Origin of the sequence: Klebsiella sp. Q11 (assembly GCF_964241505.1) — a bacterium.
Lineage (GTDB): Bacteria > Pseudomonadota > Gammaproteobacteria > Enterobacterales > Enterobacteriaceae > Klebsiella > Klebsiella michiganensis.
In genome coordinates this window covers 77,629-95,579 of sequence record NZ_CAXSXW010000020.1, presented here as the reverse complement: position 1 = coordinate 95,579, position 17,951 = coordinate 77,629, and the positions used below count along the sequence as shown (strand labels likewise).

Here is a 17,951-nt window from a genome sequence, read left to right as displayed (position 1 = left end):
TGTGTTACTTACCAAGGCGTTCCAGCACCTGGCGGATGACGCGTTCCACGTTTTGCTCATTAATCTCGCTGTCCGCGCCGACGGCGGCAGTCGCAAAGCGATCGTCGGCGCTGGCCGGGTGGGCTGCGGTCGCCGGGGCGTTAAAACGTTCATCGTCGAAAATGCTGCGGTTCGGGCCGGCCGCCGGGCTGACGATGGTCGGCTGCGGTTCCGGGCGGCTGCCCGGCGCGCGCAGCTCATCGATGGAGCGCACGCCGTAGCCCACTTTGCGGATGTTGAGCAGGTTCATCGGCCCGACGTTGTCTGAGCTGGAGCCGCCGCCGACCGCGCCGCAGCCGAGGGTCAGGGCCGGGGTGATATTGGTGGTCGCGCCGATGCCGCCCAGCGCCGCCGGGGTGTTGATCAGAATGCGGTTAACCGGTTTTTCCAGGCAGAACTGGCGGATGACGTCCTGGTTGCGGGTGTGGATCACCAGCGTGTGGCCGAGGCCTTCGTTGGTCAGCAGCTCCACGACGCGGTGGCAGGCGGCTTTCCAGTCCTCTTCGACGTACAGGCCGAGTACCGGGCACAGTTTTTCCCGCGAGTAGGGGTTGGAATGCGATACCGTGGTCTGCGCGGCAATCAGCACCCGGGTGCTGGCCGGGACGCAGAAGCCGGCCATCTGGCTCAGATAGAGCGCGGTTTTACCGACCACTTTGGGGTTGATGGTGCCGTTGGGGCGCAGCAGCAGGGCCGCCATTTTTGCCGCTTCGCTTTCGTTCATGAAGTACGCGCCCTGAGCTTCCAGTTCGCGATGCACTTCGTCGTAGATACAGCGTTCGACGATAATCGACTGCTCGGAGGCGCAGATCACGCCGTTATCGAAGGTTTTACTGGTGATGATATCTTTCACCGCGTGGGGGATATCGGCGCTGCGTTCGATAAACGCCGGGCCGTTACCCGGGCCGCCGCTAATGGTCGGCGTGCCGGACGCGTAGGCGGCGCGCACCATGCCTTCGCCGCCGGTTGCCAGGATCAGCGACACGTCTTTGCTGTGCATCAGCTCTGAGGTGGCTTCGAGGGTCAGCTGGCTAATGGCGTCGACGCTACCGGCCGGTGCCCCTGCCGCTTCTGCCGCGCGCTTCACGATTTCAATCGCTTTCCAGCTGCACTGGCGGGCGCCGGGATGCGGGGAGAAGATAATCGCGTTGCCGGCCTTCAGGGCAATCAGCGTTTTGTAGATGACGGTGGAGGTCGGGTTGGTCGACGGCACCAGCGCACAAATCACCCCCAGCGGCACGCCCACGTCCATCACTTTTTGTAGCGGATCGTCATGAATGATGCCGACGGTCTTCATATCTTTGATGGCGTCGTAGACGCGCAGCGAGGCGAAGCGGTTCTTCAGCACTTTGTCCTGCCAGTTGCCAAAACCGGTTTCTTCCGCGGCCATTTTCGCCAGCGCTTCGGCATGATGCGCCGCTTCCTGGGCCACGTTCTTCACGATGGCGTCGATTTGCTGCTGCGAAAAGGTGGCCAGAATCGCCTGCGCCTTTTTGGCATTGCGCACCAGCTCCCGGGCGTTCTGCCGGGACTGCAAATCGTTATCCAGTTCAATCATGAGTCTATCCTTCATCAGACTAAAAGAGTGGAGACGGGGCGCGCCCTGTCAGGTCATGCTTTGTGCTGCGCCGCGATTTTTTCGATGTCGTTATGCGGACGCGCGATGACGCGAGAGGTGACGACTTCGCCGATGCGTTTTGCCGCTTCCACGCCGGAATCCACCGCGGCATTCACCGCGCCGACGTCGCCTTTCACCATCGCGGTGACGAGGCCGGAGCCGACGTTTTCATAGCCAATCAGCTCCACGTTGGCGGCTTTACACATCGCATCCGCCGCTTCAATACAGGCCACCAGCCCTTTGGTTTCGATAAGCCCTAGCGCTTCTTTCATCAGGTTTTTCTCCGGTTAATCCATGATTTTGTAATGCGAGACGATTTTGTTGATGTCGTTATGCGGGCGGGCGATAACCAGAGAAGTCACCACTTCGCCGATGCGCTGCGCGGATTCGACGCCGGAATCCACCGCCGCTTTCACCGCGCCCACGTCGCCCTTCACCATCGCGGTGACGAGGCCGGAGCCGACGTTTTCATAGCCAATCAGTTCCACGTTGGCGGCTTTACACATCGCATCCGCCGCTTCGATACAGGCCACCAGCCCTTTGGTTTCAATCAGACCTAATGCATCACCCATTTGCGTTCTCCTGGCCATCAGGCCTTGTGTTTAATGACGATTTTGTTGATGTCGTTATGCGGACGAGCGATAACCAGCGAGGTCACCACTTCACCGATGCGCTGCGCGGATTCGACGCCGGAATCCACCGCCGCTTTCACTGCGCCGACGTCGCCCTTCACCATGACGGTCACCAGCCCCGAGCCGATGTTTTCATAGCTAATCAGCTCGACGTTGGCGGCTTTACACATCGCATCCGCGGCTTCAATGCAGGCCACCAGACCTTTGGTTTCGATAAGCCCTAATGCATCACCCATGGTTTCTCCTCCAGAACAGTTTTGTGATTCGGAAAACCGACCGCGTAACGGCGTCAGGACGCGGATGCGGCGTTCGGGGTTCACTATAGGGAATGGCGAATAAAGTGAAATTTAAATCTGCTAGCGTGGTATTTTTAGTCTTTTGCTCTGTGATTTAGGTTGGTTAAGGCGCTGATTTATGCATTTGTGCTGCGATGGCGGGGCGAATTCAGTGACGATTGTGGCGCTTTTTCCACCATTTAGCCTGAGGCGGATTGATGTTAATAAGTTGCTAATTTATTGCAGATCGGGGGTAATTTATTCCCATGCTAAGTGTGGGGAGGATCGTGTTTTCTTCGGCAGGCTAAATGCAAAACGTGCGGTTCTACTAACGGGAAAGCGAGGAAGGAAAAGCGGGTGTGAGCTTAGTCAAGCTTGCTGCCGGACTTCAGCGTGCAGACGTAGAGCGGGGAGTTGATAGAGCTGAGAAGAATGGCTTTCTCATTGAGCTTCTGTGCGTTCAGGAACAGGCCATCGTGGCTGTCGGACATCTCACGCATAAAGTAGTCGAAGATCACGTCCGGCGACTCATCGATGGACGAAGCGCTGGATTCCCACTTGCTGATGCGATAGTGGCGCTCGGTGGTGGAGATGCGCTTGCTGGTGTAGCTGAATTTGACGTAGCGCTGGAGGTAAAGCCAGCCGGCGGCGGAATCTGTGTAGCCTTCAACGACCATCGACCCTTTGCCGTTGGCGGCAAAGTTGAAATGGATATTGCCGTTAACGTTCTCCTTCTCCATGTTCTCAAAGCGCATAATCGCTTTTGTCGAACAGCTCATTACCCCGCCGTTTTCGACCGGCAGCAGCTTCCAGGCGCAGAACCCGGCGGCGGCAATAAACACCAGGCTGGAGAGGGCGAAAAAGGGGCGCGGGGCGATTCTCATTGCGGCTTCCATGAATAATAAAAATAGTTATCGCAGTAGCTGAACGGGTTATCTTCATGCATCGCGCAGTGGGCGAGGAACACCCGGCCCAGACCGTTGGTTTCCAGCCGGTCGCCATAGAAGAAGACGAAGCGTTCGCCGGGCTTGCACTCCAGCTTCAGGCGCTGGCGTACAGCATCAAAATTCTTGCCGTAGGCGGTTCCGGCAACGGAGCGCAGCATCTCATCGCTGGCCAGCAGCTCGCACTGGCTGTGGCGCATTTGCGTCAGGGTGATGGGGTGCGATGTGCTGCCGCCGAGAAAACTGCAGACCACCAGCAGCAGGGCGATGGTGAGCAGGCAGCCGCCGGCGAGATACCAGCAGGTACCGCGCGCGTGGCGGCTGGAAACGGTCTTTTGTTCTTCCGGGACTGCGGCCGGGTCTGGCTCGGCTTCTGGCGCGGGCGGCGGCTCCGGCTCCGGGCTGGCGTCGAGCCTCTCGATGGTGAGATCCGGATTGAGCTGCAGCAGTCCGCGCGACACGGTGACGATAATGTTGTCGATATCGTAGTGGCGAAAGGTTTTGCGCAGCATGCTCAGGTACTGATTGAGATTGCTGTTGGATGAGGTTAACCCATTGTCATCCCAGACTTTTTTAAGCACCTCATCGCGGCTGACCACCTCGGTGTGGCGCAGGAAGAACCACAGCAGCGCGTTGGCGGTGATGGACAGCTGGCTGTCCGCCTCATCGCTTCCCGGTAACGTTAGCGTGCCGTCCATTGCATCATAAATAAGACGGCCATGGATGTTATAGCGCATCGTGGCCTCAATCTATCACGTCATACTTCACGTTGCTGGTGCGTTGGCTGCGTTCGCTCACCTTGGTCACATAGTTATCTATGCTCCCAGGGATTCGCTCCCTTGCCGCCTTCCTGCAACGCGAATTATTTAGTGTATATATGCTTCACGCAGGAAGCGTCATCTTCGTCAGATCGCTGACCAGCGACTGCCGGTGCCCGGGGCTCATGGTGCGCCCCTCGGTTAATTCCGATAGCCAGATGCCGTCTGCCGCATAGCGCACCAGCGTGCCGGTATGGCTATTGTCCAGTTCATCGCCTTTCGCCAGATGGTCCAGCATCCAGTCGCGCCAGCATTTTCGCAGCACCGGTTCATCCGGCATGGCCAGCGACAGCACCATCAGCTGGCGGCTCTCCTGGGTATCCGTGAGTTCCGGCGCCGACAGATAGCGCAGATAGGCGCGGGTAAAGCGGCCATAAGAGACGTTATCCGCGGCCATAAGCTCTGCAATCGCCTCTTCCATAATCGCCAGCAGGCGGGCAAAGAGGGCGAAAATCAGCGCCTGCTTGTTGGGGAAATGGTGCAGTAAACCGCCTTTGCTGACGCCCGCTTCGCGCGCGACGGCGTTCAGCGACAGCGAGGCGATGCCGTCCCGGCCGGCGATAGTGGCGGCGGATTCCAGCAGTTGCTTATGCAGGCGGACGGGATCTTTTTTACGATGTTGGGCTTCCATATTCATGGCCCGAATCATACCGACCAGACGGTATGATTATTCTTGATCGCTATCAATATGCGAAGAGGCGCAGCGGGGCGGGATGACGTTATTGCGTGTAGGCTCACAGTTCACCTTATGAATTGTGGTGATATTCGCCGCACCGCGAATATCACCTGCCGAGATTCACACAGGCTTCACGTGGATAGCGAGGCCGTTTTCTCCCGGCGCCAGCTCCGGACGCAGGTTCAGCGAGGGGATCAGATAGTCGCCGTGATTCTGCCGACGGAAGGGAATGGGCGGCGTTTCAGAGAGGGTATCCAGCCGCCGGGCCAGCGCCTCGCGCAGCGTGGCGAAGCGCTGTTCATCGAGTTTGTCGGTGCGGTAGAACACCACCGGCGGCAGCACATCAAAGCCGGGATAGAACAGCATCCCGTGCTGAATGGGGAACAGGATGTCGTCGATAGACCCGTTAATTCCGCGCGGCGCGAAGTGTTCCGCCCATCCGCCGGCGGTAACGACCAGCATCGCCCGTTTCCCCGCGAACGTGCCTTCGCCGTAGCGATCGCCCCAGTGGGTTTCGCTGTGCTCGCCGACGCCGTAGGCAAAGCCGTAAGCGTAGACCCGATCAATCCAGCCCTTCATGATGGCGGGCAGCGAAAACCACCACAGCGGGAACTGAAAAATCACCGTATCGGCCCACAGCAGCTTCTCCTGTTCGCCCACGATATCCGCGCTTTGCGTGCCGTTAGCGAAGGCGTACTGCGAATCCCGCGTTGCCCGCCAGCTTTCACCGACCGGCGGGGCGCTGCTGTCATCGGCATCAAATCCCGCCTTCCAGCGCATGGCGTAGAGATCGGACACCTGCACGTCATGACCGGCGTTTTGCAGATGCTGCACGGCAAAATCCTTCAGCGCGCCGTTAAGCGAACGCGGTTCTGGATGGGCGTAAACCAGTAGTATTTTCATTGAAATCACCTCTGAGCAATGGAGAGCTGCAGAGTAGAGTCCGCGACGCTATAGTAGAAATGAATTGCTTCAATAACAGGTATAGCGATGATTAATCTGCAGGGGCTGGATCTCAATTTGCTGCGCACGCTGAACGTTCTGCTCAGCGAAAATAACGTCACCCGCGCGGCGCAGCGCCTCAACCTGTCGCAGCCGTCGGTCAGCGTGCAGCTGGCGCGACTGCGGGAGATTTTCGCCGACCCGCTGCTGCTGCCGGGGCCGCGCGGTATGCAGCCCACCGCCCGCGCCGATGAACTACGCGGGCCGCTGCACGATGCGCTGCTGGCGCTGGAGCTGGCGGTAGCGCCGGTTCAGCCTTTCGACCCGGCCACGGCGGCGCAGACCTGGCGGGTGGCGGCGACGGACTATATGGCGTCGGCGATTTTGCTGCCGGTGCTCAGTACCCTGCGCATCGCCTCTCCGGCCAGCCGCCTGGCGCTGTTTGAGCTACAGCCCGCGCGGCTGGTACAGCAGGCGGATCGCGACGAAGTGGATCTGTTTTTTCACACGCGAGACGGCGCGCCGCCCGGGCTGCATCAGCGTTTGTTGTTCCGCGAACGCTACGTGCTGGCGGGCAGGGCCGGGCATCCGGCGCTGCGGTCGCCATTAAGCCTGGCGCAGTTCTGCCAGCTGGAGCAGGTGATTGTCTCGCCGGACGGCGGAGGATTCAGCGCCGCGACCGATAGCGCGCTGGCGAATCTCGGGCTGGCACGGCGGGTTGTCCTTTCCGTGCCACATTTCCTGTTTATGCTGGAGACGCTGCGCAATAGCGAGCTGGTGGCGGTGCTGCCGGAGCGGCTGGTACGTGGCGCTGGCGGCCTGACGGTGGTTGAACCGCCGCTGGCGGTCGCCGGGTTTGAGATGCTGATGCTGTGGCACGAGCGCTGGCACCGCGATCCGGCGCACCGGTGGCTGCGCCAGCAAATCGTAACGTCATTAGAGGAAAAGCCATGTTAAGCGGATTAAATCATCTGACCCTGGCGGTTAGCCAGCTGGCGCCGAGCGTGGCGTTTTATCAGCAGCTTCCGGGGATGACGCTGCGCGCCCGCTGGGATAACGGCGCATATTTTTCCTGCGGCGACCTCTGGCTGTGCCTGTCGCTGGACCCTCAGCGGCGCGTTACCCCGCCGGAGGAGAGCGACTACACCCACTATGCTTTCAGCATTGCGGAGGCGGATTTCGCGCTTTTTGCCGGGCGCCTGAATGCGGCTGGCGTTCCGGTTTGGAAAACCAACAAAAGCGAAGGCGCATCGCACTATTTTCTCGACCCGGACGGCCACAAGCTGGAGCTGCACGTCGGCAGCCTCGCCCAGCGCCTGGCGGCGTGCCGGGCGAAGCCCTATAAAGGTATGGTGTTTTTTGGCGAGGACGAACCGACGGCCGGGAACCCGTAGCCCGGCTAAGCGTAGCGCGAGCCGGGGAAAAGTGGAGGCTGTATTGCGCGTTGTTTCCCCGGATGCGGCGCTTGACGCGCCTTGTCCGGGCTACCGGCCCGCAGACGGCTGGGAACCTGTAGCCCGGCTAAACGCAGCGTGAGCCGGGAACATCTTTTACAATTCCTGCTTTAAAAATGTGAAGTTTTTTCCAACGTTGAGAGTATTATCCCTGGATAATTGTCTATACTTTTTTGTATATACAATCAGGATGAATATGATGCCAATGGAGTTTGAATGGGATGCGAACAAGGCAATAAGTAATCTAAGAAAACATGGAATCCGGTTTGAAGAAGCGGTGCTCGTCTTTGACGATCCCCGGCATCTTTCCCGACAGGATCGTTATGAGAATGGTGAATATCGCTGGCAAACTCTCGGCCTCGTTCATGGGATCATTGTTATCATGGTTGCGCATTCGGTCCGTTTTGAAAGTGGAACAGAGGTCATTCGTATTATCAGCGCCCGGAAGGCGGACAGCAAAGAGAGAAATCGTTATGAACATGGTTAAACATAAACGTGACAATCCGGATACGCTTACGGCTAAGCGAGACGATGAGCTTAAAGCGCTGGCCAACAAAACGGATGATGAAATCGATTATAGCGATATTCCCGCCACAGACGACGCACAGTGGTCAGATGCCGTACGCGGTAAATTTTACCGACCGCTAAAAACTCAGGCTTCTGTCCGTATTGATGCCGATATTATGGAGTGGCTTAAACGTCCCGGGAAAGGTTATCAAACGCGACTGAATGCGATCTTAAGAGAAGCGATGATTCGCGATCTTAACAAGAAATAGCCTGCCTCATGATTACCCCGGAGGCGGCGCTTGACGCGCCTTGTCCGGGCTACGGGCTCGCAGACGATGGGGAACCCGTAGCCCGGCTAAGCGCAGCGCGAGCCGGGGAGATAAATCGCGTTAGCCTTCCAGCTTCAGTTCCACATTGCGCTTGAGCACCAGGCGCATCAGCAGGTAATAGACCACGCCAACTGCCAGCCAGCTTAGCCCCAGCACCTTCGCCTGCGCGTCCATCTCATAAATAACAAAGCCGATAATACACAGGCCAATCACCGGGAACAGCAGGTGCATCACCAGATTGCGCGATTTCTGGCGAATGATGTAATGGTTTATCACGGCAATGTGCAGCACCAGGAAGCCCATCAGCGCGCCGAAGTTCACCAGCCGGCTGAGGTTATCGATATCGCCGTAGAACCAGAGGCCGGAAGCCAGCGAAATCAGCGCCACAAACAGAGTGCTGACGTAAGGCGTTTTCAGCCGCGGGTGCACCTTCGCCAGCAGCTGCGGCAGCTGCTTATCGCGCGCCATCGCAAACAGAATACGCGACACGGCGGCCTGCGCCACCAGGGCGTTAGCAATCCCCCAGGAGATCACCGTCGACCACATGGTGACGTACTTCAGCCAGCCGCCGCCCGCCAGATTCGCGGTATCGTAGAAGGCGGTATCGAGGCTGCTGAACGTCATGCCCTGCGCCAGGTCGGCGGCAATCCACGTTTGCAGGATAAACAGCGAACCGACCAGCATCAGCGCGCCCAGCGATGCCTTACCCACGGTATCCACGCCGCCTTTCGTTTCCTCGGACAGCGTGGAGATCCCGTCGAAGCCGAGGAACGAGAGCACGGCGATGGAGACCGCGCCCATCACCAGCGGCAGGCTGAACTTATCGGCGTTGTAGAGCGGGTCGAGGGTCAGATGGCCCGCCCCGGCGCCGGAGTAGAGCGCAATCAGCCCGAGGACGACGAACACCGACAGCACCACGATCTCCGAGATCAGAATCGTGTTATTGGCGCGTGCGGTAAAGGTAATGCCGCGCAGGTTAATCAGGCTGTTAATCGCGATAAAGCCGACAATCCACAGCCAGCCCGGCACGCCCGGCAGCATGGGCGCCAGCGCCGCCGCGCTGACGATATAGAGCAGCGACGGCACCAGAATATAGTCCAGCAGGATCAGCCAGCCGGCAAAAAAGCCGACAATGGGATGAATCCCGCGTTGGGCATAGGCGTATACCGAACCGGAAACAGGGAACTCGCGCGACATCGACCAGTAGCTCATGGCGGTAAAGAACATCGCCACCATGCCGATGAGATAGGCCAGCGCCACCATACCCTGCGCGCCGTCCCAGACGTAGCCAAAGACGCCAAACGGCGCGATGGGCACCATAAAAATCATGCCGTAGACCAGCAGATCGCGGAAGGTCAGCGCCCGATGCAGCTCCTGCTTATAGCCAAATTGTTCAACGCTCATGCCTGCTCCCCTTCGATGCTCAGGGAGAGCTGTTCAGCCACTGATTTCGGTAAGGCATAACGACAGGTTTTCAGCGGATCGACTACCTGACAGATTTGCAGGTCGCCGGCGATGCTCAGAATACTGATCGCTTCAGCCAGCGTCAGGGAGGTATTGTCGGCGATAAAGTGCGCCATATTGCGGGTGGCCAGGGCGGCGGCATCATCGAGGGTCAGCGCCGAGGCGAGGGTAAACAGGGTCTCGCTGTTTTCGAGCATCGGCAGCGGCAGGCGGCGGTTTTTAACCACCGTCAGTTCGACCAGCACTTCGCCAGGGATTTCCAGACCGCAGACCGAGACTTCGCCATCGCCCATCGCGGCGTGTAAATCCCCCAGCCCGAACAGCGCGCCGGGGACGTTGACCGGCAGCCACAGGGTGCTGCCGGCGGTAATCATTTTGCAGTCCATATTGCCGCCATGGCTATCCGGCGTGCCGCAGGAGATGGCTTCCCCGGCAGGCGCGACGCCGATCACGCCGACCATCGGGTTGAGCGGGACGCGAACGTTGCCGGGCAGCACGGCATGGTCATTCTCAATGGGCACGATAGTGACCTTCGGGGCATCAAGCTCGTCGCCAATCACCCCCAGCTGCGGCGCGGTGACCATCACTGCCTGATTGCTCGTCAGGGTAATGCGCTTGATGGTGACCTTGAGCGCATCGCCCGGCTCGGCGCCCTCGACGTAGACCGGCCCGGTCGCCGGGTTAATGCGCTGCCAGTCCAGCTCGTTGAACACGGCATCGGCGGAGGTGATTTGGTCGGAGAAGCAGTCGCAGGTTTCGAACAGCACTTCACTGCCGCTGCTGACGGTAGCGACAGGAGCGTTATCCCGCGACATGGCGTAAACCACCCGATCTTTGGTTATTTTCATGACATTCATCCCGGTTATATTGTTGTGATTTTTATATTTAGAGTTTCCCGTATAGGGAATGAGTGAATGTATCGGGATTATTATGGGAAGGCAATCAGGTCAGTTTTTTCAAAAATAAATGGTATATATTTGCTGGTGAATCATGCGGTTAGCTATATTGGTGGGGTTTTCTTATATGCTGGTTATTTAGCAAAAAACTTTTTGTTATTTTGGCTTTAGTGGTCATTCGCTAATTGTTTACTGCCCTGGGGTTATTATCCAGCATATTACGCTGCTGCGTGCGGCAGTAGGATTATTTATATATGCGGTGATATGAGCGCATTATAAGGTCTTAGGTGTAGGGAGAAGAGAAATCCCGGAGGCGGCGCTTGACGCGCCTTGTCCGGGCTACCGGCCCGCAGACGGCGGGGAACCGGTAGCCCCGGTCAGCGCAGCGCCGCCGGGGGATTTAGCTTAGGCCAGCTTACGTTTCTGCCCGGCGATCGCGCCGATTAACGCCTGCACTTGTTTTTGCTTGCGCGCCGACAGCTTATGCAGCTGGCGCAGAGACTCTACCAGTTCCGGCTCCGGCTGCTTCGCGGTAATCACGATACAGCCTTCCATTACTTTGATATCAATTTTTGTACCGGTGGCGAAACCGGCAGCTTCCAGCCACTGGCCCTTCATGATAATCGCCGGGATACGCTGGCGATCTTCAAAGCGGCTCGCGTAACTGACGGTGCCTTTACGGTTATTTTCCGGGGAGACTTCTGGATCGGTGAATTCTGCAATAGAATGCGGGGTAGTCATGGTCTCTATTCCTTGTTAATAGGGATTGTGATTAGCGGGCTGGCCGTGTTGCCGCACGACCAGTTCGCGTTAAATAACACCTGTAAATTTACCCAGCAAATAAAAATAAAGCCAGCTAAAAATAGACAATAATAAAAATGCTACTGGAAATATTGATGAGAGAATTAAAATGACAGGAAATATAATGAAGGCCGGATAAGCAACGCGCCATCCGGCAGTGACATTAATACAGTGTGTTAATATGATGCTGTTTAAAATTCTCCGCCTGCGCCAGCACGCCCATATACACATCATCATTCGCCACCGGTGGGAATTTATGTTTGTGCAGCAGCAGAATCAGTTCCACCTTCAGCTTGGCTTTAATATCATCACGCTTGCTCCAGTCCGGGTACTTTGACGTGTTATCGACCACCGCCTTCATCTCTTTCGCCAGCGCCAGCATCTTGTCGTCTTCATAGGTGAACTGATACTTATCGCGCATATGCGCCAGAATGTCGTAGAAAGCTTTCTCTTCGATATCAATCCCCATTTCGGCATAGGTACCCATTTCGGTTTTAATATCGTAGATAATATCGGTCATCTCCTGGCTGAAGGAATCGAATTCCTCACCATTGAGCACATCATCTTCCCGGCGTTCGTTATATTTATCCATAATCGACTGGAAACGGCGGGTGAAGTTGATCCCCTGCAGCTGGTTGATCTTTTTAAAGTCGCTGATGGCTTTTTCCAGCAGTTTTTGCAATAGATGAATTTTGGTCGCCGGGAGTTTGATCTTATTAATGCGCGCCAGGTAATCTTCATCAAAGATATCGATCGACTCCGCTTTCTTGTCGCCAAGGAAAAACAGCTCTTCCACGCCGTCGGCCTTTAACGCATCGGCAATCATCTCTCGCACCCGGGCGTTCATCTGCGTCACATCAGGCGCGTCACCTTTAGTGAGCTTGAAGACGATCGAACGTACCGCGAGGTAAAAATGGATACGATCGCGCTCCGCCTGAGATAACGCTTCGCTACCGCAGCAGACGTCATAGGCCGCTTTCAGGCGCTTCACCAGCCCCATAAAGCGGCGCTCTGTCTTCTGGGTACGCATAACAAACTCTGCCGCCTGATTCAGGCACGCCAGCTGCGCCTGCGGTTCTCCGCTGAAGTAAGGTCGGCTATCGAAATCGTGTAAAACCTGCGCCAGCAGATCGAGATGATTTTTCACCTCAATCACTGACTGTTGGATATCTTCAAAGTTCGTTGCATCAATGCGGGAATACATCGCCAGCGCTTGGTTCATCTGGCGCTTAATACCGATATAGTCGACGACCAGCCCTTTGCTTTTGCCTTCCAGCTTGCGGTTAACGCGGGAGATGGTCTGGATCAGGTTGTGCTTTTGCAGCGGCTTATCGATATAAATGGTGTCCAGCTCCGGCACATCAAAACCGGTCAACCACATGTCCACCACGATGGCGATTTTGAAATTCGACTTCGCGTTTTTGAATTGTTTATCCAGCTCTTTGCGATACTCTTTACTGCCCAGCAGGTCGTATAGTTTCGCGTCATCATCTTTGCCACGCGTCATAACCATCTTGACCATTTCGGACGGCGGCAGCTCTTTTGCCTCTTGCTCGGTCAGTTCAACCCCATCCGGGGCCTGCTTAACCTCAAACCATGCCGGACGAAAGTCTTTCAGTTGACGATAGAAATCCCAGGCAATCTCTCGGCTGGCGCAGACAAACATCGCCTTGCCTTTCACCGTGGAGCCTTCGTTGACACGTTTTTCATAATGTTTAGCAAAGTCTTCCGCCAGTGCTTCAAGGCGATCATCGTCGCCGAGAATGGCGTTCATGGTGGCGCTGGCTTTTTTACTTTCGTCGATTTGCCATTCATTGGTACCGGCGTTAGCGCACTCTTCGTAGTACTTTTCCACCTCTTCCAGCTTACCAGCATCGAGGATGACCTTCGCCGCGCGGCCTTCGTAGACGATGCGCACGGTGATTTCATCCTGCACGGATTCGGTCATGGTATAGCTGTCGACGATGTTGCCAAAGACTTCCATCGTGGCGTCGATAGGGGTGCCGGTAAAACCGACGTAGGTGGCCTGCGGCAGGGAGTCGTGCAGGTATTTAGCGAAGCCCCAGGTCTTCCGCACCTTGCCGTTTTCTTTATCGACGATCACTTTCTGATCGAGGTTGACCTGGCTGCGGTGCGCTTCATCGGAAATACAGATGATATTGCTGCGTTCGGAGAGCAGTTCGGTGTCTTCGGTAAATTTGTGGATGGTGGTCAGGAAGACGCCGCCGCTGTTGCGACCGGCTAGTTTTTCCCGCAGATCGTCGCGGCTGGTGACGGGCACTACGGTGTTGTCGCCAATATAGTTTTTGGCATTGCACATCTGCGCCGAGAGCTGATCGTCCAGATCGGTGCGGTCGGTGATTAGCACGATCGTCGGGCTGGCGAACTCGACGCTTTTCATCAGCAGACGGGTTAAGAACTGCATGGTGTAGCTCTTGCCGCAGCCGGTCGCGCCAAAGTAGGTGCCGCCCTTGCCGTCGCCGAAAGGTTTACGCGCCCGTTCGATGCTGTAGTACAGCTTGCGCGCCGCATAGTACTGCGGGTAGCGGCAGCAAATTTTCACTTCATGTTTGGCTTTATCCGGGAAGCAGATAAAGTTTTTGATCACGTCCAGCAGGCGGACCGGATGAAACAGCCCCTGAATCATCGAGTGCAGGGAAGGGATGCCGTCCTGCTCGCGGTTTTCATTGCCGGTGATTTTGCGCCAGGAGTAGAAATACTCGTACGGCGCAAACAGGTTGCCCATGCGGTTATTGACGCCGTCGCTGATAATGCACAGCGCGTTGTAGACAAACAGCTGCGGAATATCGCGACGGTAGCGGGTGCAGAGCTGCTTATACGCATCGCCAATATTGGCTTCCTGCTCGCGCACCGCACTTTTAAATTCAAACACCACTAACGGCAGGCCGTTGATATACAGGATGGCATCCGGAATGCGCGGCTGGTTTTCTTTGCCGGTGATGGTCAGCTGATTGACGATTTTTACCCGGTTCAGCGGCTGGGTAAGATGATAACTTGCCGGCGTTTCCGCGGCCTGTTGCAGCGGAACTTCTTCGGTATCGAACAGTTCACGCAGCGCGGCGGGCAGGTGCCGGGTATCGAGTAGTTCGATATAGAGATCTTTCTGCTGGCGATCGTCGCGTTTAAACAGGAAACCGTTGGCCAGCCAGGCGCAGAAGGTTTTATTGCTTTCGTAAAGATCGGAGGCGGGCAGGGTGGTGAACTGCTTAATAAGCCGCTGGATCTCTTCATTGGTGATGCCGTCGGCCTGATAACGCGCGGCGAGGTAATGACTAAGATCGTCTTCAATAATCACCTGATCGAGGCTGGAACGTGGTACATTATCGCCGATCAGGTGCTGATAGCCCTGATCCTGTAATAGTTCAATTATCGCCTGTTCTAACTTCGCTTCACTGAATGAGAGAGGCATATCTCGCTCCGGCCCTGGCTGGTTTTCTGGTAAGGGTTCCTGTAACAGAGAAAACCTTAACAGAAAGCCCCTGATTTTTCAGGGGCAAAATGCGTTATGCGGGTTCGGTTTGGGTTACTAAATCCGGGAGATCCTCCAGGGACAGCTCGCCGGAGATAAGTTTGGGGAGCAGGGTGTCGCGGAGGGCGGTTAATGCAATATTTTGATAATTATTATTCAGTATTTGTGAAAAGTAATTTTTAACAAGCAAAGAATAACTATTTGTTAATTCTTCATTGCAAAAGGGGACTTTAATATTTTTGAATGTATCTCTTGTTATTGTGTTGAAAACTGAGCCGTGCCCCATTTGTTGAAGAATCTGGACCGCATTTTTTAATTGGAAATAAACATACTCATCAGAAATATTATTTTTACCATTAACGCCATAGCATGACTGATTCATTGCCATCGGTACAGCAACCATAGCGCATTTCCCAACAGTTCCTCTGGCGCTGATTATTGTTGTTCCTTTTCTTAATAATTTTGCTGAGGAATTGTTGAGCCCTCCAGTGGTAATGTTTTTCTCTGTAGTTAATACGTATACGTCGGATTCATTAGGTGCATCGACGACAGAGAACCACGGAATATCTCCATTCCAGTACTCTTCTACAGAGGTTTTAGGTGTGCCACCACCAATTAGTTCTATCAAATCGTTGAAAGATGTTGTTATCCAACCTTTCGGTACCCAGCCCAACTCTGTTTCTTCAAATTCAGCCGGGAACAGTGCACGAATACCCGCCGGAAGTGGTTTGAAATCTGCACTATTGCGGACTTTTTGACGCAGTTCGGCGCGAGATTGCAGCGCTTCCGGGATTGGGTGTCCCGCATCCAGCGCGTTGTCAATCACCGGGTCGAAATCCACAAACCAGGATTTGAACAGGGTTTGGGACATTTGTTCCAGGGTTTGGTTGATTTGGCGATTGAGTGTGATTTTTCTATTAAGGCTCCCTAAAATATAAATTATATCTTTCTGTTTGCTTAAAATAGGTAACGAAATAGGGAAGCTTTTCAAGTAAGCAAGATTTATTTTAGGGACACCGGTACACTCTGAATCTTGAATTAGTTTGTTAATTGCTTTTTGTGAAGAAACATAATAATAAACATATTCAGGTAATGCCTTTTCAGGATCTACACGAAGACGCATTTGATTTGATGATAGCAAATATTTTTTGAAACGATGTTTAGTGCTAATAAGCCCCGTTTGCCCTAATGTCCCTTTTTTTGTGAATATAATGTCGCCTGCCCTACACTCGCTACGTGAAAGTTTTTGGAATATGGGTTCCGGTACAAATACAAAGTCACTATCTTTGAAATCATCTAATCCGATGGATAAATTACTTCCTCGAATAATTGGATATCCACTTTCTGTATAAGCCGAAGCTGGTAAATTTGAACCAAAAGGTCCATCTACCGCACCATCAAAGCCCAGCGCCAGATCACCTAAGGTTGTTTGTTTCCACTTACTCCCCATAACCCAGCGCCTCCAGGTTCTGGCGAATTGCTTTATCCAGTTTTTCCGCCTGCTTCATCTGTGCAAACAGCGTCTGCGACAGCTCGCGCATTTTGGTTTCAAACGCCACGCCGTCGTCTTCCTGCTCGGCGGCACCGACGTAGCGTCCTGGCGTCAGCACATAATCGTTAGCCTTGATCTCTGCAATGGTTGCAACCTTGCAGAACCCGGCCTGGTCTTCGTACTGCGCCAGCTTGCTGTCGCCGCGCTTAACGCGCTCGACCAGCTCTTCCGGCGTGCTGCGCCAGGCATGGTAGGTGTCGGCGATGATGGCGATGTCGTCCGCCGTCAGCTCTTTGATGGTGCGGTTGATCATGGTGCCAAGGTTACGCGCATCGATAAACAGCGTTTCGCCCTGACGGTTACGATAGCCTTTGGCCGGATCGGCCGCCTTCGACTTAGTCATAAACCACAGGCACACCGGGATCTGGGTGGTGAAGAACAGCTGGCCAGGCAGGGCAATCATGCAGTCGATCAGATCGTTTTCGATCATCTGCGCGCGGATCTCACCTTCGCCGCTGGTGTTGGAGCTCATCGAGCCGTTCGCCAGCACAAAACCGGCGGTGCCGTTGGCCGACAGCTTGGAAAGCATATGCAGAATCCAGCCGTAGTTGGCGTTACCGGTTGGCGGTGTGCGGTAGCCAGCAAAGCGCGGATCTTTGGTCAGCTCGGCATCGTTGCGCCAGTCTTTCAGGTTAAACGGCGGGTTGGCCAGAATATAGTCGGCTTTCAGGTCCGGGTGCTGGTCGCTGAAGAAGGTGTCCGCCGGGCGTTCGCCGAGGTTGGCGGAGAGGCCGCGAATGGCGAGGTTCATCTTCGCCAGTTTGTAGGTCGTCGCCGTCAGCTCCTGACCGTACAGGGCTATATCACGGCTTTTCCCCTGATGGCTTTCGACAAACTTCACCGACTGGACAAACATTCCCGCCGAGCCGCAGCACGGGTCATAGATTTTGCCCTCGAACGGTTCGAGCATTTCGGTCAGCAGCGTCACCACGCATTTTGGCGTATAGAACTCGCCGCCGCCTTTACCCTCAGTGGCGGCAAACTTGCCGAGGAAGTATTCATACACGCGACCGACCAGGTCTTCTTTCGACAGCGCTTCCACGTCGGTATCGTGGGCCAGTGTTTCGATGTTATCGATGGTATCGATAAGCGACGCCAGCTTCTTGGTTTCCAGATTCTGACGGCTGAAGTAGTTGTCCGGCAGCGCGCCTTTCAGCGTCGGGTTGCGCTTCTCAATGGTGGAGAGGGCGGTATCAATGCGTACCGCAATGTCGTCCTGCTTGGCGTTTTGCTTGATAAACGACCAGCGCGCTTCCTCCGGCAGGTAGAATATGTTGTCCTGCTGATAGAAGACTTCCATTTCGAGGAAATCGCCCTGGCCTTCGTCTTTCATTTTCTGACGGCGGGCTTCAAACTTATCGCTGATAAATTTGAGGAACACGAGGCTCAGCACCACGTGCTTGTACTCAGAGGATTCTACGCTGCCGCGAAGCTGGTTCGCGGTATCCCATAATGTGTCTTCAAAGCCTTTCTTTGCTTTGGTTTTTTTGGTTGGTGCTTTGGCCATGATGAAC

At 55.3% G+C, this 17,951-nt stretch carries 18 protein-coding genes; 4 read left to right on the top strand and 14 right to left on the bottom strand.

The window, feature by feature from the left end; translation table 11 throughout:
• Positions 1-4 precede the first annotated feature (4 nt).
• From ACESQ2_RS25790 to ACESQ2_RS25755, 8 genes are all read right to left on the bottom strand, one after another.
• Positions 5-1,597 carry an acetaldehyde dehydrogenase (acetylating) gene (locus tag ACESQ2_RS25790; protein ID WP_373171540.1) on the bottom strand — a complete coding sequence of 531 codons (1,593 nt, stop codon included), beginning with the start codon at positions 1,595-1,597 and terminating at the stop codon, positions 5-7.
• Positions 1,598-1,650: 53 nt separating this feature from the next.
• Positions 1,651-1,929 (bottom strand): BMC domain-containing protein, encoded by a 279-nt coding sequence (locus tag ACESQ2_RS25785; RefSeq protein WP_002442217.1) that lies wholly within the window; start codon positions 1,927-1,929, stop codon positions 1,651-1,653.
• Positions 1,930-1,944: 15 nt separating this feature from the next.
• The gene (locus tag ACESQ2_RS25780) at positions 1,945-2,229 is read right to left on the bottom strand and encodes a BMC domain-containing protein (protein ID WP_004098238.1); all 285 of its coding nucleotides are present in this window, start codon (positions 2,227-2,229) and stop codon (positions 1,945-1,947) included.
• Positions 2,230-2,246: 17 nt separating this feature from the next.
• Complete coding sequence (locus tag ACESQ2_RS25775) at positions 2,247-2,525, bottom strand: BMC domain-containing protein (RefSeq protein WP_004098239.1); 279 nt, start codon at positions 2,523-2,525, stop codon at positions 2,247-2,249.
• 404 nt (positions 2,526-2,929) lie between these two features.
• Positions 2,930-3,448 carry a FidL-like protein gene (locus tag ACESQ2_RS25770; RefSeq protein WP_004108661.1) on the bottom strand — a complete coding sequence of 173 codons (519 nt, stop codon included), beginning with the start codon at positions 3,446-3,448 and terminating at the stop codon, positions 2,930-2,932.
• The gene (locus ACESQ2_RS25765; RefSeq protein ID WP_014837308.1) at positions 3,445-4,245 is read right to left on the bottom strand and encodes a winged helix-turn-helix domain-containing protein; all 801 of its coding nucleotides are present in this window, start codon (positions 4,243-4,245) and stop codon (positions 3,445-3,447) included. Before ACESQ2_RS25765 ends, ACESQ2_RS25770 begins: the two co-directional genes overlap by 4 nt.
• Positions 4,246-4,390: 145 nt before the next feature.
• Positions 4,391-4,975: a TetR/AcrR family transcriptional regulator gene (locus ACESQ2_RS25760; RefSeq protein WP_004098242.1), complete on the bottom strand. Its 585-nt coding sequence runs from the start codon at positions 4,973-4,975 to the stop codon at positions 4,391-4,393.
• 147 nt (positions 4,976-5,122) lie between these two features.
• Positions 5,123-5,905: an NAD(P)H-dependent oxidoreductase gene (locus ACESQ2_RS25755; protein ID WP_373171539.1), complete on the bottom strand. Its 783-nt coding sequence runs from the start codon at positions 5,903-5,905 to the stop codon at positions 5,123-5,125.
• Positions 5,906-5,992: 87 nt separating this feature from the next.
• Between ACESQ2_RS25755 and ACESQ2_RS25750 the strand changes: the two genes are divergently transcribed.
• The 4 genes from ACESQ2_RS25750 (at position 5,993) to ACESQ2_RS25735 (ending at position 8,174) form a co-directional block, all read left to right on the top strand.
• Positions 5,993-6,901: a LysR family transcriptional regulator gene (locus ACESQ2_RS25750; RefSeq protein WP_046878033.1), complete on the top strand. Its 909-nt coding sequence runs from the start codon at positions 5,993-5,995 to the stop codon at positions 6,899-6,901.
• Positions 6,895-7,338, top strand: a complete 444-nt coding sequence (locus ACESQ2_RS25745) for a FosA family fosfomycin resistance glutathione transferase (RefSeq protein WP_049114456.1) — start codon at positions 6,895-6,897, stop codon at positions 7,336-7,338. The genes ACESQ2_RS25750 and ACESQ2_RS25745 overlap by 7 nt, the downstream gene beginning before the upstream one ends.
• 259 nt (positions 7,339-7,597) lie before the next feature.
• Positions 7,598-7,885, top strand: coding sequence for a BrnT family toxin (locus ACESQ2_RS25740; RefSeq protein WP_064375702.1), 288 nt, complete (start codon positions 7,598-7,600; stop codon positions 7,883-7,885).
• Positions 7,872-8,174 (top strand): BrnA antitoxin family protein, encoded by a 303-nt coding sequence (locus tag ACESQ2_RS25735; RefSeq protein ID WP_014227757.1) that lies wholly within the window; start codon positions 7,872-7,874, stop codon positions 8,172-8,174. The genes ACESQ2_RS25740 and ACESQ2_RS25735 overlap by 14 nt, the downstream gene beginning before the upstream one ends.
• A gap of 120 nt (positions 8,175-8,294) precedes the next feature.
• Here the strand turns inward: ACESQ2_RS25735 and ACESQ2_RS25730 are convergent, their stop codons facing one another.
• From ACESQ2_RS25730 to ACESQ2_RS25705, 6 genes are all read right to left on the bottom strand, one after another.
• The gene (locus ACESQ2_RS25730; RefSeq protein WP_373171538.1) at positions 8,295-9,638 is read right to left on the bottom strand and encodes an APC family permease; all 1,344 of its coding nucleotides are present in this window, start codon (positions 9,636-9,638) and stop codon (positions 8,295-8,297) included.
• Entirely contained in the window at positions 9,635-10,546 is a 912-nt protein-coding gene (locus tag ACESQ2_RS25725; RefSeq protein WP_102804073.1) for an acetamidase/formamidase family protein, read from the bottom strand. Before ACESQ2_RS25725 ends, ACESQ2_RS25730 begins: the two co-directional genes overlap by 4 nt.
• 453 nt (positions 10,547-10,999) lie before the next feature.
• Positions 11,000-11,335 carry an endoribonuclease SymE gene (gene symE / locus ACESQ2_RS25720; RefSeq protein ID WP_047724615.1) on the bottom strand — a complete coding sequence of 112 codons (336 nt, stop codon included), beginning with the start codon at positions 11,333-11,335 and terminating at the stop codon, positions 11,000-11,002.
• A gap of 223 nt (positions 11,336-11,558) precedes the next feature.
• Positions 11,559-14,825 (bottom strand): type I restriction endonuclease subunit R, encoded by a 3,267-nt coding sequence (locus tag ACESQ2_RS25715; protein ID WP_373171537.1) that lies wholly within the window; start codon positions 14,823-14,825, stop codon positions 11,559-11,561.
• Between the two features lie 94 nt (positions 14,826-14,919).
• Complete coding sequence (locus tag ACESQ2_RS25710) at positions 14,920-16,335, bottom strand: restriction endonuclease subunit S (RefSeq protein ID WP_373171536.1); 1,416 nt, start codon at positions 16,333-16,335, stop codon at positions 14,920-14,922.
• Entirely contained in the window at positions 16,325-17,944 is a 1,620-nt protein-coding gene (locus ACESQ2_RS25705) for an N-6 DNA methylase (protein WP_373171535.1), read from the bottom strand. The genes ACESQ2_RS25710 and ACESQ2_RS25705 overlap by 11 nt, the downstream gene beginning before the upstream one ends.
• Between the last annotated feature and the right edge of the window lie 7 nt (positions 17,945-17,951).